We start from the raw sequence: 21,657 nt of genomic DNA on the forward strand, positions 1-21,657 counted from the left end.
GCATTCCAGGCAGGCGAGCCTTGCCGCCTATCCGGTTTCGCGGCATCACCGCACACCCTGCGGGCCCGCGCCCGCCTCGACCGGATAGCTTCGCGATGATCCGCCCCGACATCCTCGCCGCGATCGGCGGCACGCCCTTGATCCGCCTCAAGCGCGCCTCCGAGGAGACCGGCTGCACCATCCTGGGCAAGGCCGAGTTCCTGAATCCCGGCCAGTCGGTGAAGGACCGGGCCGCCCTGTCGATGGTCGAGGCGGCCGAGCGCGCCGGCACCTTGCGGCCGGGCGGCACCATCGTGGAGGGCACGGCGGGCAATACCGGCATCGGGCTCGCCCTCGTCGGCGCGGCGCGGGGCTACCGCACCGTGATCGTGATCCCCGACACGCAGTCGGCGGAGAAGAAGCTGGCGCTCAGGCTCGCCGGGGCCGACCTCGTCGAGGTGCCGGCGGTGCCGTTCTCCAACCCCAACAACTACGTGAAGGTCGCAGGCCGCCTCGCCGCGCGGCTCTCCACCACCGAGCCCGGCGGCGCCTTCTTCGCCGACCAGTTCGACAATACCGCCAACCGCGAGGCCCACATCGCCACCACCGGACCGGAGATCTGGGAGGCGACCGGGGGGAAGGTCGACGGCTTCATCTGCGCGGCCGGCACCGGCGGCACGCTCGCCGGCACAGCGGCGGCGCTTCGCGCCCGCCATCCCGGGGTGACGATCGGGCTCGCCGACCCGGACGGCTCGGCCCTGCACCCGTACTACGCCACCGGCGAGCTCAAGGCCTCGGGCAACTCGATCACCGAGGGGATCGGCCAGGGGCGCATCACCGGCAACCTCGAGGGTTTCAGGCCCGACATCTCCTTCGGCATCCCCGACGCCGAGGCGCTGCCGCTGGTCTTCGGCCTCCTGGAGGAGGAGGGCCTGTGCCTCGGCGGCTCGTCGGGCATCAACGTGGCGGGGGCGATCCGGCTCGCCCGCCATCTCGGCCCGGGTCACACCGTCGTGACGATCCTGTGCGATTACGGCACCCGCTACGCCTCGAAGCTGTTCGATCCCGGCTTCCTGCGCGCCCGCGACCTGCCGGTGCCGCACTGGCTCGCCAGCCCGCGGGCGATCGATCCGGGGCTGGTACCGACGGGGTCGTGAGCGCCCGCGCGAACTTTTCCCGGGCGTGCCCGGGAGCAAGATCTGTCGCCGGCGCGGCGGAGGTGAGGCCGGGATGAGCGGCGCGGTGTCCTCGTTCCGCCACCCCGGGAGGGCGGTCGCCGTCGGCCGGCCATGCGGTTTCGCCGGGCGGGCCAAGGAATAACACCCGGGCTCGACCCGTCTCGTCATGGGCCGGCGGCGGCACGGAATTCCACGGGACCGCCCTTGCGGTCCCGAATGCCGCCGCGGGACGGCGTTCCTCCCGCCGACAACTCCCGCTGATCGCGCCGGGATCATTGTATTGCCGGCCGATCTGCGTCCTTCACCTCAAGCATAGGGCGATACCGATTTCGGTCGATGCTGCCGTTAACGACTTGTTAACCATGATTGCGCAGCTTTTCCCGGTCACGAAAACAAGCAGAACCCGGGGCTTTCGTCACCAGGAGGAACGCCGCATGGCGCCAGCGACCACCCTCGCCGAGGCCGAGCGCAAGCTCGTCATCGAGACGCTCATCCGTTGCCGCGGCAACCGCACCCACGCCGCCAAGATGCTCGGCGTCTCGGTCCGCACGGTCCGCAACCGGATCGCGGAATACAAGCGGATCGGCGTCTGCCTGCCGATCTACCGCGACGTCGTCTGGTCCGACTGGCCGGAGGGGGAGTTCTCGCCGGAGGAGGCCGGGCTGGGCGTGCCGGCGGAGGTGGGAGCCTGAGGGGGCAGCGCTGCTTCGCGGTTCCGCATCCGGTCTCGCACCCCTCCGGGTCGTTCCGGGCTCCGCTGCGCGGCCCCGGAACGACCCGGAGGTGTCGGGCTCGACGAGGTGACAGACGAGGGGACGACGGAAACGGGTCCTCAGATCTCGCTCCGCCGCAGCAGGTAATCCAGCCCTCCCACCCGGTACCACCGGTACCCGTACCCCTCCATCAGCACGCAATGCCGGCCGTCGTCGTCGGCGAGGCTGCGCTGGCCGGTGAGGAGGTCGATCAGGTTGCGGCCGTCGCCGTCGAGGCCGGTGGCGAAGCTGACCTCGCGCGGCTCGGCCTGGAGGTTGTGCAGGCACAGGACCGAGTTGTTGCGCCAGTCGTAGCGCAAAGCCAGCACGCCGGGATGGCCGGTCTCGATGACCGTGAAGTCGCCCCAGCCGATCTCCGGCACCTCCTTGCGCATGCGGATGATGCGCTCCATCCAGTTGAGGAGCGATTCCGGCGCGCAGCGCTGCGCCGCCGCGTTGACGTGGGTGAAGGCGTAGGGGCCTTCGTGAATCGGCGGCGATTCCGGCTCGTCGTTGAGCGTGAAGCCGCCATGCGGCTCGTGCGACCACTGCATCGGCGTGCGGGCGCAGTCGCGCTCGGGCAGCGAGAGGTCGTCACCCATGCCGATCTCGTCGCCGTAGCGCAGCACCGGCGTGCCCGGCAGGGTGAACATCAGGCTGTAGGCGAGCTCGATCCGGCGCCGGTCGCCGCCGAGCATCGGCGCGAGGCGCCGGCGGATCCCGCGGCCGTAGAGCTGCATGTCGGGCTCGGGGCCGAAGGCCTGGAACACCGTCTGGCGCTGCTTCTCGGTCAGCCGGCCGAGATCCAGCTCGTCGTGGTTGCGCAGGAAGATCGCCCATTGGCCTGAGGGCGGGCGGTTCCAGGTCTTCTCCAGCGCCTTCGCCAGCGGGCGCGAATCGGCCGAGGCGAGCGCGTAGAACAGGGCCTGGTTGACCTGGAAGTTGAACATCATGTGCATGCGGTCGGCGTCGTCGCCGAAATAGTCGAGGTCCTGGCGCGGCAGGATGTTGGCCTCGGCCAGGATGATGGCGTCGCCCTGGCGCCATTGCAGGAACTCGCGGAACAGGCGCAGGAGCTCGAACTGCTCGCGCGGTTCCCCGGAGACCTCCGGCCCCTTCTCGGCGATCACGAACGGCACCGCATCCATCCGGAAGCCCGACACGCCGAGCTGGATCCAGAATCCCATGATCTTCAGGATCTCGGCCTGGACGTGGGGGTTGGCGGTGTTGAGGTCGGGCTGGAATTCGTATAAGCGGTGGAAGTACCAGAGCTTGGCTTCCTTGTCGTAGGTCCAGGTGCTCTTCTGCACGCCCGGGAACACCATGCCCTCGTCGGCATGCGGCGGCTTCGTCTTCGACCAGACGTACCAGTCGCGGGTGCGGGCATCGGGATTTGCGCGGGCTTCCTTGAACCACGGATGCTGGTCGGAGGTGTGGTTGACCACGAGGTCGATCAGCACCCGCATGCCCCGCTGCTTGGCGGCATGCGTGAAGGCGACGAAGTCGCCGAGCGTGCCGTAGCGCGGATCGACGCTGTAATAGTCGGCGATGTCGTAGCCGTGGTCGCGGTTCGGCGAGGGCTGGAACGGGTGCAGCCAGATCGCCGTCACCCCGAGCCCGAGCAGATAATCGAGGCGCCGTTCCAGTCCCTCGAAATCGCCGATGCCGTCGCCGTTGGCATCCATGAAGGAGCCGACCGAGAGGCAGTAGATCACCGCGTTCTTGTACCAGAGGTCCTCGATCACCCCGGCTCTCCTCAACCCTCGACCGTAGCGGTCCGTGCGAACAACTAGGACAGGATCGGCCCAAGCGTAGCCTTGGCGTCGGCTTAGGCAGAATGGCGCCGCGGCGGGCAGGGAGGCTGGCGAAAAGCGGGCAGACGGCCCCGAAATCCGGCTGATGCTTAGAATTTGAGCCCGATCCCGCGGGAACCTTTTCGAGAAATCCCTTGGCACGCGCCTTGCGGAACGGTCGTCCGGCCGCACCGGCCCAGGGAGACGATGAACATGACGTGGAAGGGTTGGCTCTCGCGCGCCGCGGTCGCGGGCGGGTTGGCGCTCGGCACGCTGACGACCACGGTCGCTTCGGCGCAGGAGACCATCAAGGTCGGCATCCTGCACTCGCTCTCGGGCACGATGGCGATTTCCGAGACGACGCTCAAAGACGTCATGCTGATGCTCATCGACGAGCAGAACAAGAAGGGTGGCGTCCTCGGCAAGAAGCTCGAGGCGGTGGTGGTCGACCCGGCCTCGAACTGGCCGCTCTTCGCCGAGAAGGCGCGCGAGCTGATCGCGAAGGACAAGGTCGCCGCCGTGTTCGGCTGCTGGACCAGCGTGTCGCGCAAGTCGGTGCTGCCGGTCTTCAAGGAACTCAACAACATCCTGTTCTACCCCGTCCAGTACGAGGGCGAGGAGAGCGAGCGCAACGTGTTCTATACCGGCGCGGCGCCGAACCAGCAGGCGATCCCGGCCGTCGACTACCTGATGTCGGAGGATGGCGGCAGCACCAAGCGCTGGGTGCTGGAGGGCACGGATTACGTCTACCCGCGCACCACCAACAAGATCCTCGAAGCCTACCTCAAGTCCAAGGGGGTGAAGGACGAGGACATCATGATCAACTACACCCCGTTCGGCTTCTCGGACTGGCAGACGGAGGTGTCGAAGATCAAGGCGTTCGGCTCGGCCGGCAAGAAGACCGCCGTGGTCTCGACCGTCAACGGCGACGCCAACGTGCCGTTCTACAAGGAACTCGGCAACCAGGGCATCAAGGCCACCGACATCCCGGTGATGGCCTTCTCGGTCGGCGAGGAGGAGCTGGCCGGCATCGACACCAAGCCGCTCGTCGGCAACCTCGCCGCGTGGAACTACTTCGAGTCGATCAAGACGCCGGAGAACGAGGCGTTCATCAAGAAGTGGCAGGAGTTCAAGAAGAACCCCAAGGCCGTCACCAACGACCCGATGGAAGCGAGCTACATCGGCTTCAACATGTGGGTGAAGGCGGTCGAGAAGGCCGGCACCACCGCTCCCGACAAGGTGATCGACGCGCTGCCCGGCATCGAGCAGGCGAACCTCACCGGCGGCACCGCCAAGATGCTGCCCAACCACCACATCACCAAGCCGGTCTTCATCGGCGAGATCGAGGCGAACGGCCAGTTCGACGTGGTGTGGAAGACCAAGGACCTGATCCCCGGCGAGGCGTGGTCGAAGCAGCTGGAAGGCTCGAAGGACCTCGAGGCCGACTGGGTCAAGCTCAAGTGCGGCAACTACAACACCAAGACCGGTAAGTGCGGCGGCGCGTAAGCGCTTGACCATCGGCGGGCGCTACGGCGCTCGCCCACCCGACACGGGACCTCTCTTCCGAACGGGCTTGTGGACCCGTACTTCGCTTCTGAAGCTCAACTCATTGTAAATGCACGTGCTTTTCTCTCCCCGGGCGATCTCGGGCTTGCCCGGTATCGCTGCAAGTCGTGGGGAGGGGAGGCGTGCGACATTCAAGGTTGAGCGCTCTCGAACGTGGTGTGTGGCCGCGCCAGCTCACACGGGAGAGGGGAATTCTGGCACCTTGCCTCGGACACACCCTGTATGCGCCGCTGCCTCGTCCTTCTCCTCGTCGCCTGGTACGCCGTCTGGGCCCTGCCCGCCGCCGCGCAGACCGGGTCCGACGCCGCCTATGCCCGGCTGGCCAGCGACAGCTATGCCGACATCGAGGCCGGCATCGCCGCGCTCGCCACCAGCGGCGACCCGAAGGCCGGGCCGGTGCTGCGGGCGCTGATCGACAACCGCCTGTTCTACCGCCCGGACGACAAGGCGCTCGCCGTCAAGGACGGCGCGGCCCTCACCGATCTGCGCACCGGCGCCGCCGTGAGCCCCGACGGCTTCAAGCCGGTGCGGGTCAACAACCGGCTGCGGCGCGCGATCGACGCAAGCCTCGGCACCCTGAACCTGCTCGCCCCCGACACCGCCACCCGCCGGAGCGCCGCCGACGCGGTGTTCAAGGCCCGCGACGCCGCCGCGCTCCCGGCCCTCGACACCGCGCTCGCCCGCGAGTCTGACGTGGGCGTGAAGCGCAGCATGCAGGAGGCCCGCGCCGCGGCCCTCCTCGCCAAGCCCGGTGGCGCCTCCGAGATCGACCGGCTCGCCGCCGTCGACACGATCCAGGCCCGCGGCGATTCGGAGGCCCTCGCCATCCTGCGCGGCCTCGCGAACGATCCCGCCCAAAGCGTGCGCGACGCCGCCGCCCGCGGGGTCTCAGGCATCGAGACCCGCCAGGCCCTGATGGCGAACGTCCAGAACGCCTGGTACGGCATCTCGCTGGGCTCGGTGCTGCTCCTCGCCGCCATCGGGCTCGCCATCACCTTCGGGGTGATGGGCATCATCAACATGGCGCACGGCGAGATGGTGATGCTCGGCGCCTACACCACCTACCTGGTGCAGGAGCTGATCCGCCAGAAGGCCCCCGGCCTGTTCGACTGGTCGCTGCCGATCGCGATCCCGCTCGCCTTCCTCACTGCGGGCGCCGTCGGCATCCTGATCGAGCGCACCGTCATCCGCCATCTCTACGGACGGCCGCTGGAGACGCTGCTCGCCACCTGGGGCATCAGCCTGATCCTCCAGCAGGCGGTGCGCTCGGTCTTCGGGCCGACCAACCGCGAGGTCGGCGCGCCCTCCTACATGTCCGGCGCCTTCGACCTGTTCGGCCTCTCGATCACCTGGGGCCGGCTGTGGATCGTGGTCTTCGCGCTGGCCGTCTTCGTCGCCCTCAACCTGACCCTGAAGGCGACGTCGTTCGGCCTGAAGACCCGCGCCGTCACCCAGAACCGCCGCATGGCCGCCGCCATGGGCATCCGCACGCCCTGGATCGACGCCTTCACCTTCGGCCTCGGCTCCGGCATCGCCGGTGTGGCGGGCGTGGCGCTGTCGCAGATCGACAACGTCTCGCCCAATCTCGGCCAGGGCTACATCATCGATTCGTTCCTGGTCGTGGTCTTCGGCGGTGTCGGCAACCTGTGGGGCACGCTGGTGGCTGCGCTGACGCTGGGCGTCGCCAACAAGTTCCTCGAACCCTATGCCGGCGCGGTGCTCGGAAAGATCCTGCTCCTCGTGTTCATCATCCTGTTCATCCAGAAGCGGCCGCGCGGCCTGTTCGCGCTCAAGGGCCGGGCGGTGGAGGCCTGACCCATGCTGCTCTCCCGCATCGACAAGCCGGGCTGGATCTTCCTCGGCATCCTGGCGCTCGCCTGCCTCGTGGTGCCGGCCCTCAACCTGCTCACCGCGCCGGGTTCGGCGTTCCACGTGCCGACCTACGCCGTCTCTCTGATGGGCAAGTACCTCGCCTATGCGATCCTGGCGCTGAGCCTCGATCTCGTCTGGGGCTATTGCGGCATCCTCTCGCTCGGCCACGGCGCGTTCTTCGCGCTCGGCGGCTACGCGATGGGCATGTACCTGATGCGCCAGATCGGCCCGCGCGGCGTCTACGGCAATCCGATCCTGCCCGACTTCATGGTGTTCCTGAACTACAAGTCCCTGCCCTGGTACTGGCACGGCTTCGATCTCTTTCCCTTCGCCGCCGTGATGGTGCTGCTGGTGCCGGGGATCCTCGCCTTCGTGTTCGGCTGGCTCGCCTTCCGCTCGCGGGTGACCGGCGTCTACCTGTCGATCATCACCCAGGCGATGACCTTCGCGCTGATGCTCGCCTTCTTCCGCAACGACATGGGGCTCGGCGGCAACAATGGCCTCACCGACTTCAAGGACATCCTCGGCTTCAACGTCCAGGCGCAGGGCACCCGCGTCGTCCTGTTCGTCCTGACGGCTTTGGCGCTCGGTCTCGCCTACCTCGTCGCCCGCTTCATGACGACCTCGGCCTTCGGCAAGGTGCTGATCGCGATCCGCGACGCCGAATCGCGCACCCGGTTCCTCGGCTACCGCACCGCCCACTTCAAGGTCCTGGCCTTCACCGTCTCGGCGATGATGGCGGGCGTGGCCGGCGCCCTCTACGTGCCGCAGGTCGGCATCATCAACCCGTCCGAATTCGCCCCCGCCAACTCGATCGAGGCGGTGATCTGGGTCGCGGTCGGCGGCCGCGGCACCCTCGTCGGCGCGGCCCTCGGGGCGGTCCTGGTCAACTACGCCAAGACCCTGCTCACCGGCGCCATGCCGGATGCCTGGCTGTTCGCGCTGGGCGCCCTGTTCGTCGTCGTCACCCTGTTCCTGCCCAAGGGCATCCTCGGCACCCTGGCCGAGCGCCTCGGCGCCCGCCGGCCCAAGGTGAGCACCGACATCCCCCCCGCCCTGGCCGAGGAGGGCCGCGGATCATGAGCGCGGCGATCGCCCTGCCCCCCTCCGACCCGGTTCACGAGAAGCGCCTCACCCAGGCCCTGCTCTACGTCGACGACATCAAGGTCACGTTCGACGGCTACCGGGCCCTGCGCGGCCTGTCCCTGACCCTGATGCCCGGCGAGATGCGGGCGATCATCGGTCCGAATGGCGCCGGCAAGACCACGATGATGGATTGCATCACCGGCAAGACCCGGCCCGATACCGGGCAGGTGATCTATGACGGCGTACACGACCTGACCCGGATGGACGAGGCGGCGATCGCCGAGCTCGGCATCGGCCGCAAGTTCCAGAAGCCGACGGTGTTCGAGAACCAGTCGGTCGCCGACAACATCCTGCTGGCGCTGAAAGGGCCCCGCGCCGCGACCGCCTCGCTGTTCGGCTGGCGCAACCGGGTCGGGCGGGCGCAGATCGACGCCATCCTGGAGACGGTGGGGCTCATCGCCCACCGGGCCCGGCCGGCGGCCGATCTGTCTCACGGCCAGAAGCAGTGGCTCGAGATCGGCATGCTGCTCGCGCAGGACCCGAAGCTCCTCCTCGTCGACGAGCCGGTGGCCGGCATGACCGATGCCGAGACCGAGGCGACCGCGACGCTCCTGCGCCGCATCGCCCAGGACCACGCGGTGATCGTGGTCGAGCACGACATGCACTTCGTGCGCGCCCTGCAATGCCGCGTCACCTGCCTGCACGAGGGTGCGGTCCTGGCTGAAGGCTCGATCGATTCCGTCTCGGCCGACCCGCGGGTCGTCGAGGTCTATCTCGGCCGCTGAGGATCTTTTTTAGACATGCTCTCCGTCGAGACCATCGATCTCCATTACGGCGCGGCGCAGGCCCTGCGCGGCGTCTCGCTGACCGCCGAGCCCGGCAAGGTCACCGCGGTGCTCGGCCGCAACGGCGTCGGCAAGACCTCGCTGATGCGCGCCATCGTCGGCCAGCAGCCGGTGTCGAAGGGCGCGGTCAAGCTCGACGGCCGCGACATCAGCCGGCTCGCCCCCTACGACCGCGCCCGCCAGGGCATCGCCTTCGTGCCGCAGGGGCGCGAGATCTTCCCGCTGCTGACCGTCAAGGAGAACCTTGAGACCGGCTTCGCGCCTTTGAAGCGCCGCGACCGCTACGTGCAGGCCGAGATCTACGACCTGTTCCCGGTGCTCAAGGACATGCTGGGGCGGCGCGGCGGCGACCTCTCGGGCGGCCAGCAGCAGCAGCTCGCCATCGGCCGCGCCCTGGTGACGCGCCCCCGCGTCCTCGTCCTCGACGAGCCCACGGAAGGCATCCAGCCCTCGATCATCAAGGATATCGGCCGGGCGATCGACTATCTCCGCGGCAAAGGCGACATGGCGATCGTCCTGGTCGAGCAGTATTTCGAATGGGCCCGCGACCTCTGCGACACCTACGCGGTGATGGATCGCGGGCAGGTGGTCGAGGCGGGGCCGCGCTCGGGGATGGTCGAGGCGCAGGTCAGGCGCTGGCTGTCTGTGTGATCCCTCACGCCAATTCCCGCTCCAGGGCTGCCAGGAACACCCGCAGCTTCGGCGGCGCGTAGCGCGCCGTCGGATAGAGGGCCCAGATCGACAGGTCCTGCGGCTCGGCATCGCCGAGCTCGACGCTGGCGAGGCGCCCCGCCGCCAACTCGTCCTTCACGTCCCAGTACGACAGGAGCGCGAGGCCGAGCCCGCGCCGGCAGGCCTCGTGCACCCCCTCGATGCTGCTCGACGTGAAGCGCCCCTCGATCCGCACGTTGCGGGATTGGCTGCCCGAGCGGAACGGCCAATGCGTCACGCCGGTCAGCCGCACGCAGTCGTGGGCCGCGAGGTCGGCGAGGCCGGCTGGCGCGCCCCGCGCGGCGAGGTAGGCCGGGCTCGCACAGAGCAGGCGCGGGTTGGGGGCGAGCCGCCGGGCGATCAGCCCGGAATCCCGCAAAGGCGCGATCCGGATGGCGACGTCGAACCCCTCGCCGACGATGTCGACCACCGCGTCGGACAGCTGCAGGTCGATCCGCAGGCCCGGCTGGGCGGCGAGCAGCTCCGGCATCAGCGGCACCACCACCTTGCGCCCGAAGGCGGCCGGCGCCGTCGCCCGCAGCAAGCCGGTGGCGCAGAGCTGGCCGGGGGCGAGGGCGGCGCGGGCGGCCTCCTCGGCTTCCAGCATCGCCTGGGCGTAGGGCAGCAGCGCCTCGCTCTCCGCGGTGAGCGAGACCGAGCGGGTGGTGCGGTGCAGGGGGCGGGCGCCGCAATCCCGCTCCAGGGCGGCGAGGCGGCGCGAGGCCGCCATCGGGGTCAGGCCGAGGCGGCGCGCCGCCGCCGAGAGGCTACCGGCGCCCGCCGCCGCCGCCAGCACCGCGAGGTCGCGGGTGTCCATCGCGGGTCGTCTCCTCACAAGTCTTCGTCGATTGTAACGCTTCCCGTTAAGACGGCTCCTCCGGCCCGGCACTACACCGCCGGCGCGCGATCGGCCATCTCGGCCCCATCACGCCCGGAGAACCCACCCGTGTCGCTTGAAGAGCCCCTGTTTCAGCCCGTCCAGCTCGGCGCCCTGTCGCTCGCCCACCGCGTCGTGATGGCGCCGCTGACGCGCCTGCGCGCCCGCCGCCCCGGCGACGTGCCGGTCCCGCTGAACGCGACCTATTACGGCCAGCGCGCCAGCCGCGGCGGCCTCATCATCACCGAGGCGACCGACATCGGCGAGCAGGCCCGCGGCTATCCGGGCGCGCCAGGCCTCTACAGCGAGGAGCAGATCGCCGGCTGGCGCGGCGTCACCGAGGCGATCCATGCCCGCGGCGGGCTGGTCGCGGCGCAGATCTGGCACACCGGACGCGTCTCGCATTCCTCGATGCAGCCCGGCGGCGCGGTTCCGGTCTCCTCCTCGGCCCGGCCGGTGACCGGCATGGGCCACATGGACGCGAGCTTCCGGCCGGTGCCGTTCGAGACGCCGCGGGCGCTGGAGGAATCCGAGATCCCCGGCATCGTCGCGGGCTTCGCGCAGGCCGTGCGCAACGCCCGGGCCGCCGGCTTCGACGCGGTCGAGATCCACTCGGCGAACGGCTACCTGCTCGACCAGTTCCTGCAGGACGGGGTCAACGCCCGCACCGACAGCTACGGCGGCCCGATCGCCAACCGGGCGCGGCTGCTGCTCGAGGTGGTCGATGCCGCGGCGCAGGCCTGGAGCGCCGACCGGATCGGCGTGCGGCTCTCACCCTGGGGCAGCTTCAACGCCATGCGCGACAGCGATCCCGGCGCCCTGTTCGACCACGTCGCCGCCGAGCTCGGCACACGGGGCCTCGCCTATCTCCACGTGGTCGAGCCCCGCGCCGACCAGAGCAGCGACGTCAACGCCCTCGACCCCGACGCGCCCGACGCCGCCGCACGGGTGAAGGCGGCCTTCGGCGGCAAGGTGATCTCCGCCGGCGGCTACGTGCGCGACACCGCCGACGCGGCGATCGCCGAGGGCCGGGCCGACGCCATCGCCTTCGGGCGCCTGTTCATCGCCAATCCCGATCTCGCCGAGCGCCTGCGCCGGGGCGCCCCGCTCAACCGCTACGACCGTTCGACGTTCTACGGCGGCGACGCGGGCGGCTACACCGACTACCCGGCGCTCGCGGACTAAAAAGCCGTCGCGCCCGGCGCCGGGCGGGAGGTGCCGGGTGGACTCGTCGCCGACCGCCTTGCATTTCGTGCTGTCCCGGATTATCTCCGCGGTAACAGTTCTGTTCGTGGCTGATGAGGCTGCGGTGCGGGAGTGGGTCCCTCGGGGCCCGCTCTTTTTTATTGCCGCAAGCCTCCCCGGGCGCGAGCCGAACGCCAGATTGCCTTCCCTCACGGGACCGCTCCACGGCTCTCACGACCCATGACCGACGCCCCAGACCAGAACCCGGCCGAGAAGCGCTTGATCACCGAGACCGGTGTGGCCGCCCGGGTGGCGCAGATCATCGAGCCCGCCATCGAGGGCCTCGGCTTCCGACTCGTGCGGGTGAAGGTCTCCAGCCAGAACGGCTGCACCGTGCAGATCATGGTCGAGCGGCCGGACGGCACGATGTCGGTCGACGAGTGCGAGACCGTCAGCCGCACGATCTCGCCGATCCTCGACGTCGACGACCCGATCGGCGGCGCCTACTACCTCGAGATCTCCTCGCCGGGCATCGACCGGCCGCTGGTCCGGGCCGGCGACTTCGCCCGTTGGGCCGGCTACGAGGCCAAGGTCGAGCTGGCGATGCCGCTCGACGGCCGCAAGCGCTTCCGCGGCATCATCCGGGCGCCGCAAGGAGACACCGTCCGCATCGAGCTGCCCGACGCCAAGGAGGGCCTGCCGTCCTCCTACGACCTGAAACTGCGCGACATCGGCGAGGCCCACCTCGTCCTCACCGACGAGCTGGTGCGCGAGTCGCTGCGGCGCGGCTCGGCCCCGCCGCAGGACGACGCCGACGATGAGGACGACGTGGACGAGGGCGCCGCCCCGCCCGTCACCCACTAAAGACACCGTCAGAGATCCCAACCAGGAAGGACTGAACCGATGGCCGTCGTCAGCGCCAACAGGCTCGAACTCCTCCAGATCGCCGACGCGGTCGCCCGCGAGAAGGTGATCGACCGCGCCATCGTGATCGGCGCCATGGAAGAGGCGATCGCCAAGGCCGCCCGCTCGCGCTACGGCGCCGAGACCGACGTGCATGCCGAGATCGATCCCCGCACGGGCGCGCTGCGCCTGTCGCGCCACCTCCTGGTGGTGGACGAGGTCGAGAACGATGCCCGCGAGATCGACCTCGTCGCCGCGCGCCGGCACAACCCGGCCGCCCAGGTCGGCGACGTGATCTCCGATACCCTGCCGCCGTTCGATTTCGGCCGCGTCGCCGCCCAGTCGGCCAAGCAGGTGATCGTCCAGAAGGTCCGCGAGGCCGAGCGCGAGCGCCAGTACGACGAGTACAAGGACCGCATCGGCGAGGTCGTCAACGGCCTCGTCAAGCGCGTCGAGTACGGCAACGTCATCGTCGATCTCGGCCGCGGCGAGGGCATCGTGCGCCGTGACGAGTCGATCCCGCGCGAGACCTTTCGCCCCGGCGACCGCATCCGCGCCTACCTGTTCGACGTCCGCCACGAGGTGCGCGGGCCGCAGATCTTCCTCTCGCGCTCGCACCCGCAATTCATGGCCAAGCTCTTCGGCCAGGAAGTGCCGGAGATCTACGACGGCATCGTCGAGGTGAAGGCGGTCGCCCGCGATCCGGGCTCGCGCGCCAAGATCGCGGTGATCTCGCGCGATTCCTCGATCGACCCGGTCGGCGCCTGCGTCGGCATGCGCGGCAGCCGCGTCCAGGCGGTCGTCGGCGAGTTGCAGGGCGAGAAGATCGACATCATCCCGTGGTCGCAGGACCAGGCGACCTTCATCGTCAACGCGCTCCAGCCGGCCGAGGTGGTCAAGGTGGTGCTCGACGAGGAGGCCGACCGCATCGAGGTGGTGGTGCCCGACGACCAGCTGTCGCTCGCCATCGGCCGGCGCGGCCAGAACGTGCGGCTCGCCTCCCAGCTCACCGGCTGGGACATCGACATCCTGACCGAGGCCGAGGAATCGGAGCGCCGGCAGAAGGAGTTCGTCGAGCGCACCAACACCTTCATGCAGGCCCTCGACGTCGACGAGACGGTGGGCCAGCTCCTCGCCGCGGAAGGGTTCCGCTCCGTCGAGGAGATCGCCTATGTCGAGCCGACGGAACTCGCCAACATCCAGGGCCTCGACGAAGAGACCGGCGCCGAGATCCAGGCCCGCGCGCTCGATTACCTCAACCGCATCGAGGCCGAGAACGACGCCCGCCGCATCGAGCTCGGCGTCGCGGACGAGCTGCGCGACATCGACGGCATCACCACCCCGATGATGGTGGCCCTGGGCGAGAACGACGTGAAGAGCGTCGAGGACCTCGCCGGCTGCGCCACCGACGACCTCGTCGGCTACACCGAAGGCCGCGGGCCCGAGGCGGTGCGCCATGCCGGCTACCTCGACGGGTTCGAGATCTCCCGCGCCGAGGCCGAGGCGATGATCATGGCCGCCCGCGTCCATGCCGGCTGGGTCGAGGCGCCCCCGGTCGAGGAGATGCCGGAGGGCGACGAGGACCAGGATTCCGAAGTCGAGGAATCCGAGGGTGAGGACGCCGGGGCCGGGCATGCCGAGGGCGAGGAATCCGAGACCGTGCCGGTCGAGGAGGACGCCGCCGCGACGGCCGAGCGCCAGCCGACCTGAGGCGGGGAGGGGAGCGTCGAGTGATGAGTGCGACCATGCAGGACGACACGCAGGACGCGGATGCGCTGCCGCCGGACGTCCTCGACGCCGGCGCCGGGCGCGGCCGCGCCAACGCGGAGCGCACCTGCCTGGTCACGCGCAAGGCCGGCAACCCCGAGCGGATGATCCGCTTCGCGCTGGCTCCCGACGGCCGGGTGGTGCCGGACCTGCGCGCCCGGCTTCCCGGCCGCGGCGCCTGGGTCACGGCGACCCGGACGGCGGTCACGGAAGCGGTGAAGAGGCGGCTGTTCCAGCGCGCCTTCAAGCAGAAGGATGCCGTGGCGGCACCCGATCTCGCGGATGTGATCGAGGCGGGGTTGCGCGACGACCTGCGCCAGGGTTTTTCGCTGGCCAACAAGGCGGGCTGCGTCGTCACCGGCTTCACCAAGGTGGAGAGCGCGGTGGAGACGCCCGCCGGCGTCAAGGCCCTGGTCCATGCCAGCGACGCGAGTGCCGATGGCCGGCGCAAGCTCGCCCAGGCATTGCGGAGGCGCTACGGCGATGCCATATCGAGGATCCCGGTGATCGACGACCTGTCCGGTGAAGAATTGGACATGGCCTTGGGCCGGGATCATGTGATACACGCTGCCCTCGTCGCGGGAGCTGGCACTGCCGGCTTGCTCGCGCGTTGGCGTCGGCTCCACGTCTTTCGCGACGAGGCGACGCCGCCGGGAACGGCCGGAACGGAACCCTCGGGCTCCGACGCGGCTCTCCCGGATGCTGTCCAGGATGGTTGACCCATCGTTGCGGACCGGTCCCCCGGAGGCCGGTGGTTGAGTGAATCGAATGGGATCGGCCCGGTTGGCGGGTGCGCTCCCGGGAATACGATGGGAGGCGGCCGCCGGGAGGCCGGGTCCCGGGACGGATGAGAACCCCCAGGGTCTGAACTGAATGAGTGAGACGAAGAATCCGGGCGACAAGACGTTGCAGACCGGCCCCGCGAAGACGCTGTCGATGAAGCGTCCGATCGAGCAGGGGACGGTGCGCCAGAGCTTCTCCCATGGCCGCTCGAAGTCGGTCGTGGTCGAGACGGTGAAACGTCGCCCCGGCGGCGCGCCGGCTCCGGCTGCGCCGAAGGAGGCGGCGCCGAGCCAGGCGCGCTCCGCCCCCCAGGGGCAGGGCCGCCCCGGCGGGTCGCGCCAGGATCGCCCGGCCGCTGCGCGGTCCGGCGTCGTGCTGCGCACCCTGAGCGATCAGGAGCAGAGCGCCCGCATGGCCGCCCTCGTCGACGCCAAGCGTCGCGAGGAGGAGGAGCGCCGCCGCGCCGCCGAGGAGTCGCAGCGCCGCGCCGAGCGCGAGGCCGCCGAGATCCGCGAGCGCGAGGCCGCCGAGGCCCGCAAGCACGAGGAGGAGGAGCGCCGCCGCCAGGAGGATGCGCGCAAGCGCCGCGCCGCCGAGGAGGCCGAGCGCCGCGCCCAGGAGGATGCGGCCCGCGCGACTGCCGCCCCGGCTCCCGCCGCTGCCGCCCCCGCTCCGGCTGCCGCCCCCGCGGCGCCGGCGGCTGCGCCCGCCGCCCCGCGTCCCGCGGCTCCGGCCGCCGCCCGTCCGGCGGCTGCCGCAGGTGCGGCCCGCCCGGCTGCTCCGGCCGGCACCCGTCCCGCCGCTGCAGGTGCACGCCCCGCCGGCGCCGCCCGTCCGGGTGCCCCGGCCGGTGCCGCTGCGCGTCCGGCCGCCCCTGCCGGCACCCGCCCGGCGACGCCGAGCACCGGGATCACCCGTCCGAGCGCCCCGGCCGAGCCGCGCCGCACGCTGACGGCCGATGCCCGCAAGCCGCGCGACCTGAACTTCATGGCCCGCCCGGCGCCGAAGCCGGAGCCCGAGCCCGCCAAGCCCGAGCAGCCGGCGGCAGCCAAGACCGCGACCGCGGCGGCCAAGACCGCGACCGGCGCCGCCGGTGCCGCGCGCCCCGCCACCGGCCGCCCGGCCGCGGCGGAGGAGGAGGCCGAGACCAAGCGGGTCATCCGCCGTCCCGGCATGCCGCTCAAGGTCATCACCCCGCCCAAGACGCCGAAGTCGCCGGGCGGCGACCGCAACCGCGGCCGCCTGACCATCGCGACGGCGACCTCGGGCGAGGATGAGCGCACCCGTTCGCTCGCCTCGTTCCGCCGCCGCAACCAGCGCCTGACCGGCCACCGCCAGGTGGAGCAGAAGGAGAAGCTGGCCCGCGAGGTGGTCATCCCCGAGACGATCACCATCCAGGAACTCGCCAACCGGATGAGCGAGCGGGCGGTCGACGTCATCCGCATGCTGATGAAGCAGGGCCAGATCCACAAGATCACCGACGTGATCGACTCGGATTCGGCGCAGCTCATCGCCGAGGAACTCGGCCACACCGTGCGCCGCGTCGCGGAGTCGGACGTCGAGGAGGGCCTGTTCGACGAGCCCGATACCGACGACGACACGATGCCGCGTCCGCCGGTCGTGACCATCATGGGCCACGTCGACCACGGCAAGACCTCGCTGCTCGATGCGATCCGCAACGCCAACGTCGTCTCCGGCGAGGCGGGCGGCATCACGCAGCATATCGGCGCCTATCAGGTGACCTCGCCGTCCGGCGGCCGGATCACCTTCATCGACACCCCGGGCCACGCTGCCTTCACCTCGATGCGCGCCCGCGGCGCCAAGGTAACGGACATCGTGGTGCTGGTGGTGGCGGCCGACGACGGCGTCATGCCGCAGACGATCGAGGCGATCTCCCACGCCAAGGCGGCCGAGGTGCCGCTGATCGTGGCGATCAACAAGATCGACAAGCCGGACGCGAACCCGCAGCGGGTCCGCACCGAGCTGCTGCAGCACGACATCCAGGTCGAGTCGATGGGCGGCGAGACCCTCGAATTCGAGGTCTCGGCCAAGACCAAGGACGGCCTCGACGAGCTGCTGGAGGGCCTCGCCCTCCAGGCCGAGATCCTGGACCTGCGCGCCAACCCCGACCGTTCGGCGGAAGGCACCGTGATCGAGGCCAAGCTCGACCGCGGCCGCGGCCCGGTGGCGACGGTGCTCGTCGAGCGCGGCACCCTGCATACCGGCGACATCATCGTGGCGGGCGCCGAGTGGGGCCGCGTGCGGGCGCTCGTCGACGATACCGCTCGCAACACCAAGGAGGCGGGTCCCTCGGTTCCCGTCGAGGTGCTGGGCTTCAACGGCACGCCGGAGGCGGGCGACCGCGTCGCGGTGGTCGAGAACGAGGCCCGGGCCCGCGAGGTCACCGAGTACCGTGCCCGCGTGAAGCGCGAGCGCGCGGCGGCCACCGGCAGCGGTGCCGGCCGGACGCTGATGGACATGATGCGCGACCTCAAGGAGGGCGCCGGCCGCAAGGAGTTCCCGCTCGTCATCAAGGGCGACGTGCAGGGCTCGGTCGAGGCCATCGCCGGGTCGCTCGAGAAGCTCGGCAACGACGAGGTGGCGGCCCGCATCCTGCACACGGGTGTCGGCGGCATCACCGAGTCGGACATCACCCTGGCCCAGGCCTCCGGTGCGGTCGTGGTCGGCTTCAACGTCCGCGCCCACAAGGAGGCCCGCGAGGCCGCCGAGCGGGCGGGCGTCGAGATCCGCTACTACAACATCATCTACGACCTCGTGGATGACGTGAAGGCGGCGATGTCGGGCCTGCTGCCGCCGACGCTCCGCGAGGAGCGCCTGGGCGAGGCGCGCATCCTCGAGATCTTCAACGTCTCGAAGGTGGGCAAGATCGCCGGTTGCCGGGTCGAGGACGGCCGGGTCGAGCGCGGCGCCCATGTCCGCCTCATCCGCGACAACGTGGTGGTGCACGAGGGCAAGCTCTCGCAGCTCAAGCGCTTCAAGGACGACGCCAAGGAAGTGGCGGCCGGCCAGGAATGCGGCATGGCCTTCGAGAACTACCAGGACATGCGCCCCCGCGACGTCATCGAGTGCTACATCGTCCACGAGGAGCGTCGCACGCTCTGACGGCGATCCCGCTGCCATCGGCCGTTCGCCGCCATGGCGGCGGCCCATAGAGACGACCGCGAGCCCGGGACGCCAGCGTCCCGGGCTCGTCGGTTCACGATGCAGCCGTGAGGGCCCCAGACGGCCGCGAGGCCGTGGCGGGACGAGACGCCCCGCGGCCCGGTCCGAGCCCGGAGAGACGATGGTGCGCAAACCCCAGGAATCCACCGGCCCGTCGCAGCGCCAGCAGCGCGTGGCCGAACTCGTGCGGCACGCCCTCGCCGAGGTGCTGAGCCGCGGCGACATCCAGGACCCGGTGCTGAGCCAGCACGTGATCACCGTGCCGGAGGTGCGGATGTCCCCCGACCTCAAGCTCGCCACGGCTTACGTCATGCCGCTCGGCGGCCAGGACGAGCGCCCGGTGATCGAGGCGCTGGAACGCAACAAGAAGGTCCTGCGCCAGGAGGTCGCCCGGCGGGTGGCGCTGAAATTCGCTCCCGACCTGCGCTTCCGCCGCGACGAGACCTTCGACGAGGCGGCGCGCATCGACGCGCTCCTGCGCAGCGACAAGGTCCAGCGCGACCTCGGGTCCGAGCCGGACGCCGAGGAGTAGGACGTCACCCGGGCCGGCGAACCGGCGCCCGGGTCGAGGACTTGAATTCCATCACAGGTCGGCACGGACCAACGCGGGCCTGCGTCCCGCGGCCGCAGCCGTTCGAGAACGGACACGACGATGACGATGCACGAGGACCAGCCCGCAGAGCCCGCGCCGCAGGCGACCCGCCCCGCCCGCGAGGGTCGCGACGGAGCCCCGCGTCAGGACCGGCCGCGCGGCCGCGGCCGCCCGCCGGGCGACCGGCCCAAGCGCCGCGAGATCAGCGGCTGGGTGATCCTCGACAAGGGCGTCGGCATGACCTCGACCCACGCGGTCGCGGCGGTCAAGCGCGCGCTGAACGCCAAGAAGGCCGGCCACGCCGGCACCCTCGACCCGCTCGCCTCCGGCATCCTGCCGATCGCGCTCGGCGAGGCGACGAAGACCGTGCCTTTCGTGATGGACGGCCGCAAGGCCTACGTCTTCGCGGTGACCTGGGGCGTCGAGACCGACACCGACGACGCCGAAGGCCGCCCGGTCGCGACGTCCGACGACCGCCCCACCCAGGAGCAGGTCGAGGCGATGCTGCCGCGCTTCGTCGGCGCGATCGAGCAGGTGCCGCCGCGCTACTCGGCGATCAAGATCCAGGGCGAGCGCGCCTACGACCTCGCCCGCGACGGCGAGGTGGTGGAACTCGTCGCCCGCCCGGTGCAGATCGACCGGCTGGCGGTCGTCGCCCACACCCCCGAGCGCACGGTGATCGAGGCCGAGTGCGGCAAGGGCACCTATGTTCGCGCCATCGCCCGCGACCTCGGCCGGGTGCTCGGCTGCTACGGCCACGTCTCGGCCCTGCGCCGCACCCGCGTCGGCCCCTTCACCGAGGATCAGTCCTGCACCGTCGCGGCGCTCGAGGCCGCCGAGGCCGAGGCCAATGCCGCGGTCCTGCGCCCGGTCGAGACGGCGCTCGACGCCGTGCCGCACGTCCCGGTCTCCCGCGACATGGCGATGCGGCTGATGCGCGGCCAGCCGGTGATCCTGCGCGGCCGCGACGCGCCGACCGAGGGCAAGGCCTACGCGACCTGCGGCGGCGTGCTGGTGGCGGTCGGCGACGTGGAGCGCGGCGAACTGGTGCCGCACCGCGTCTTCCACCTCGGCGGCACCGCCCCGCGCAACGGCTGACGAGGGAGCGGGCGATGACCGACGATCCGGCGAGCGATCCGCGGGTGCTGTGGAGCGAGGACGTGCTGCGCTACCGCGACACGGACGCCAACGGCCACGTCAACAACGCGGTCTTCGCCGCCTTCTGCGAGAGCGGGCGGGTGCAGTTCTTCGCCAGCCGCCTGACCCCGCTGCTCTCCCCCGACACCTTCTTCGTCATCGCCCGCTTCGTCATCGATTACCGGGCCGAGCTGCACTATCCGGGCCGAATCCGCACCGCGACCTGGCTCGCCCGCGCCGGCCGCACCTCGCTGGGCTTCCGCCACCGGGTCCTCACCGGGGACGTGGTGGCGGGCGAGGCCGAGTCGGTCTGCGTGCTCCTGGACAAGGCGACGCGGCGGCCGGTGCCGCTCGGGGCGGCCGGGGACGAGGCGGCGCGGCTGGTGGTCGAGGTGGGGTGAATGTCCGCTTCCCTTGCGGCGGCGTGCCTCGCCGCGTAGGTCTGGGGCGGTTCCTCCACCTCGTCGAGGTTCGCCGCGACCATCAGGATGGTGCGTGCCGTGCAGCTGCGGGCCCTGATCTACTTCAACGAGCTCGCCCGGCACGGCTCGATGCGGCGGGCGGCGGAAAAGCTCGGCATTGCGCCGACCGCGATCAGCCGGCAGATCGAGAACCTCGAATACCATTTCGGTGCGCCGCTGGTGGAGCGCGACCCGACCGGGATCCGCCTCACCGCCGCCGGCGAGCTGCTCGCTGCGCGCTCGGCCCGGACCCTGCGCGAGCTCGACCACGTCCGCACCCTGATCGACGACCTCAAGGGCCTGCGGGCCGGGCGGGTCACCGTCTATGCCAGCGGGGCGGCGGCCTCCGGCCTGCTGGTGCCGGCGCTGGCCGAGTTCTCCGTGACCTATCCGGAGGTGCGCTTCGAGGTGGTGGTGGCGAGCGTCGGCCGGACCATGCAGGCGCTGGCGGACGGCGAGGCGGATCTCGCCGTGACCCTGTTCACGCCGCCGCGGGCCGAGACGGTCCTGCGCTGCCGCGTGCCGGTCGACCACGCCGCCGTGATGGCACCCGACCATCCCCTCGCCGACCGCCTGCAGATCGACCCGCGCGACCTTCTCGCCCATCCGGTGGCGGTGCCGGACGCCGCGTTCGGGGTGCGTCAGGCCCTCGACGCGCAGATGCGGGAGGCCGGCCTCCCCGCCCTCGATCCGGTCTTCACCACCAGCGCCCTCGAGGTCCAGCTGGAGCTGGCCCGAAGCGGCCGGGCGGTGCTGGTGCTGCCGTCCTTCAGCGTGCGGCGCGACGCGGCCGCCGGGGCGCTGGTGGCGCGGCCGTTCCGGGACCTGCGCATCCGCACCCATCTCGACCTGTCGCACCTGCGCGACCGGCCGCTCTCCTTCGCCGCCGCCAAGCTGGCGGCGGTTCTCGAGCACCACATGCCGGTTTTCTGCGCAGAGGCCGAGGTGTAGCGGTTTCGGCTACGGGGTGCGCACCAGATCGCTGTT

At 70.8% G+C, this 21,657-nt stretch carries 17 protein-coding genes and 1 pseudogene; 16 read left to right on the plus strand and 2 right to left on the minus strand.

The window, feature by feature from the left end; genetic code table 11:
* The first annotated feature begins 95 nt into the window (after positions 1-95).
* Both G4G93_RS28890 and G4G93_RS28895 read left to right on the plus strand, forming a co-directional pair.
* Positions 96-1,136 carry a cysteine synthase A gene (locus tag G4G93_RS28890; RefSeq protein WP_165089743.1) on the plus strand — a complete coding sequence of 347 codons (1,041 nt, stop codon included), beginning with the start codon at positions 96-98 and terminating at the stop codon, positions 1,134-1,136.
* A 455-nt stretch (positions 1,137-1,591) separates the two neighbouring features.
* The gene (locus tag G4G93_RS28895) at positions 1,592-1,849 is read left to right on the plus strand and encodes a helix-turn-helix domain-containing protein (protein WP_246737086.1); all 258 of its coding nucleotides are present in this window, start codon (positions 1,592-1,594) and stop codon (positions 1,847-1,849) included.
* A 140-nt stretch (positions 1,850-1,989) separates the two neighbouring features.
* Here the strand turns inward: G4G93_RS28895 and G4G93_RS28900 are convergent, their stop codons facing one another.
* Positions 1,990-3,654 carry an alpha-amylase family protein gene (locus tag G4G93_RS28900; protein ID WP_165089748.1) on the minus strand — a complete coding sequence of 555 codons (1,665 nt, stop codon included), beginning with the start codon at positions 3,652-3,654 and terminating at the stop codon, positions 1,990-1,992.
* Between the two features lie 261 nt (positions 3,655-3,915).
* On the opposite strand from G4G93_RS28900, the gene urtA reads away from it, so the two are divergent.
* The 5 genes from urtA (at position 3,916) to urtE (ending at position 9,722) form a co-directional block, all read left to right on the plus strand.
* Complete coding sequence (urtA, locus tag G4G93_RS28905; protein ID WP_165089751.1) at positions 3,916-5,208, plus strand: urea ABC transporter substrate-binding protein; 1,293 nt, start codon at positions 3,916-3,918, stop codon at positions 5,206-5,208.
* A gap of 282 nt (positions 5,209-5,490) precedes the next feature.
* Positions 5,491-7,083 carry an urea ABC transporter permease subunit UrtB gene (urtB, locus tag G4G93_RS28910; RefSeq protein WP_165089754.1) on the plus strand — a complete coding sequence of 531 codons (1,593 nt, stop codon included), beginning with the start codon at positions 5,491-5,493 and terminating at the stop codon, positions 7,081-7,083.
* 3 nt (positions 7,084-7,086) lie between these two features.
* A complete protein-coding gene (urtC, locus tag G4G93_RS28915; RefSeq protein WP_165089757.1) occupies positions 7,087-8,223 on the plus strand; it encodes an urea ABC transporter permease subunit UrtC in 1,137 nt (378 codons plus the stop codon).
* A complete protein-coding gene (gene urtD / locus G4G93_RS28920; protein WP_165089760.1) occupies positions 8,220-9,011 on the plus strand; it encodes an urea ABC transporter ATP-binding protein UrtD in 792 nt (263 codons plus the stop codon). Before urtC ends, urtD begins: the two co-directional genes overlap by 4 nt.
* Positions 9,012-9,026: 15 nt before the next feature.
* The gene (gene urtE, locus G4G93_RS28925) at positions 9,027-9,722 is read left to right on the plus strand and encodes an urea ABC transporter ATP-binding subunit UrtE (RefSeq protein WP_165089762.1); all 696 of its coding nucleotides are present in this window, start codon (positions 9,027-9,029) and stop codon (positions 9,720-9,722) included.
* Between the two features lie 4 nt (positions 9,723-9,726).
* Here urtE and G4G93_RS28930 read toward each other — a convergent pair whose 3' ends face one another.
* Complete coding sequence (locus tag G4G93_RS28930; RefSeq protein WP_165089765.1) at positions 9,727-10,599, minus strand: LysR family transcriptional regulator; 873 nt, start codon at positions 10,597-10,599, stop codon at positions 9,727-9,729.
* 129 nt (positions 10,600-10,728) lie between these two features.
* Between G4G93_RS28930 and G4G93_RS28935 the strand changes: the two genes are divergently transcribed.
* The 9 genes and pseudogenes from G4G93_RS28935 to G4G93_RS28975 all read left to right on the plus strand — a co-directional run bounded on the left by G4G93_RS28935 (position 10,729) and on the right by G4G93_RS28975 (position 21,621).
* Positions 10,729-11,844, plus strand: coding sequence for an alkene reductase (locus G4G93_RS28935; RefSeq protein WP_165089767.1), 1,116 nt, complete (start codon positions 10,729-10,731; stop codon positions 11,842-11,844).
* A gap of 240 nt (positions 11,845-12,084) precedes the next feature.
* Positions 12,085-12,687: pseudogene (gene rimP, locus G4G93_RS28940) on the plus strand (ribosome maturation factor RimP); the annotation flags it as partial.
* A gap of 60 nt (positions 12,688-12,747) precedes the next feature.
* Entirely contained in the window at positions 12,748-14,457 is a 1,710-nt protein-coding gene (nusA, locus tag G4G93_RS28945; protein ID WP_165089773.1) for a transcription termination factor NusA, read from the plus strand.
* A 23-nt stretch (positions 14,458-14,480) separates the two neighbouring features.
* Positions 14,481-15,233 (plus strand): RNA-binding protein, encoded by a 753-nt coding sequence (locus tag G4G93_RS28950; protein ID WP_165089776.1) that lies wholly within the window; start codon positions 14,481-14,483, stop codon positions 15,231-15,233.
* A 154-nt stretch (positions 15,234-15,387) separates the two neighbouring features.
* Entirely contained in the window at positions 15,388-18,420 is a 3,033-nt protein-coding gene (gene infB / locus G4G93_RS28955) for a translation initiation factor IF-2 (RefSeq protein ID WP_165089778.1), read from the plus strand.
* Between the two features lie 184 nt (positions 18,421-18,604).
* A complete protein-coding gene (gene rbfA / locus G4G93_RS28960) occupies positions 18,605-19,012 on the plus strand; it encodes a 30S ribosome-binding factor RbfA (RefSeq protein ID WP_395413759.1) in 408 nt (135 codons plus the stop codon).
* Between the two features lie 126 nt (positions 19,013-19,138).
* Complete coding sequence (gene truB, locus G4G93_RS28965; RefSeq protein ID WP_165089820.1) at positions 19,139-20,170, plus strand: tRNA pseudouridine(55) synthase TruB; 1,032 nt, start codon at positions 19,139-19,141, stop codon at positions 20,168-20,170.
* 14 nt (positions 20,171-20,184) lie between these two features.
* On the plus strand, positions 20,185-20,610 hold the full coding sequence (locus G4G93_RS28970) for a thioesterase family protein (RefSeq protein WP_165089781.1): 426 nt from the start codon (positions 20,185-20,187) through the stop codon (positions 20,608-20,610).
* 99 nt (positions 20,611-20,709) lie between these two features.
* The gene (locus G4G93_RS28975; RefSeq protein WP_165089783.1) at positions 20,710-21,621 is read left to right on the plus strand and encodes a LysR family transcriptional regulator; all 912 of its coding nucleotides are present in this window, start codon (positions 20,710-20,712) and stop codon (positions 21,619-21,621) included.
* Positions 21,622-21,657: the final 36 nt, after the last annotated feature.

Origin of the sequence: Methylobacterium sp. DB0501, assembly GCF_011043735.1 — a bacterium.
GTDB classification, from domain to species: domain Bacteria; phylum Pseudomonadota; class Alphaproteobacteria; order Rhizobiales; family Beijerinckiaceae; genus Methylobacterium; species Methylobacterium alsaeris.

Coding starts and splice junctions, on each gene's coding strand:
- G4G93_RS28890 (WP_165089743.1), top strand. CDS start 96: ATGATCCGCCCCGACATCCTCGCCGCGATCGGCGGCACGCCCTTGATC.
- G4G93_RS28895 (WP_246737086.1), top strand. CDS start 1,592: ATGGCGCCAGCGACCACCCTCGCCGAGGCCGAGCGCAAGCTCGTCATC.
- urtA (WP_165089751.1), top strand. CDS start 3,916: ATGACGTGGAAGGGTTGGCTCTCGCGCGCCGCGGTCGCGGGCGGGTTG.
- urtB (WP_165089754.1), top strand. CDS start 5,491: ATGCGCCGCTGCCTCGTCCTTCTCCTCGTCGCCTGGTACGCCGTCTGG.
- urtC (WP_165089757.1), top strand. CDS start 7,087: ATGCTGCTCTCCCGCATCGACAAGCCGGGCTGGATCTTCCTCGGCATC.
- urtD (WP_165089760.1), top strand. CDS start 8,220: ATGAGCGCGGCGATCGCCCTGCCCCCCTCCGACCCGGTTCACGAGAAG.
- urtE (WP_165089762.1), top strand. CDS start 9,027: ATGCTCTCCGTCGAGACCATCGATCTCCATTACGGCGCGGCGCAGGCC.
- G4G93_RS28930 (WP_165089765.1), bottom strand. CDS start 10,599: ATGGACACCCGCGACCTCGCGGTGCTGGCGGCGGCGGCGGGCGCCGGT.
- nusA (WP_165089773.1), top strand. CDS start 12,748: ATGGCCGTCGTCAGCGCCAACAGGCTCGAACTCCTCCAGATCGCCGAC.
- G4G93_RS28950 (WP_165089776.1), top strand. CDS start 14,481: ATGAGTGCGACCATGCAGGACGACACGCAGGACGCGGATGCGCTGCCG.
- infB (WP_165089778.1), top strand. CDS start 15,388: ATGAGTGAGACGAAGAATCCGGGCGACAAGACGTTGCAGACCGGCCCC.
- truB (WP_165089820.1), top strand. CDS start 19,139: ATGCACGAGGACCAGCCCGCAGAGCCCGCGCCGCAGGCGACCCGCCCC.
- G4G93_RS28970 (WP_165089781.1), top strand. CDS start 20,185: ATGACCGACGATCCGGCGAGCGATCCGCGGGTGCTGTGGAGCGAGGAC.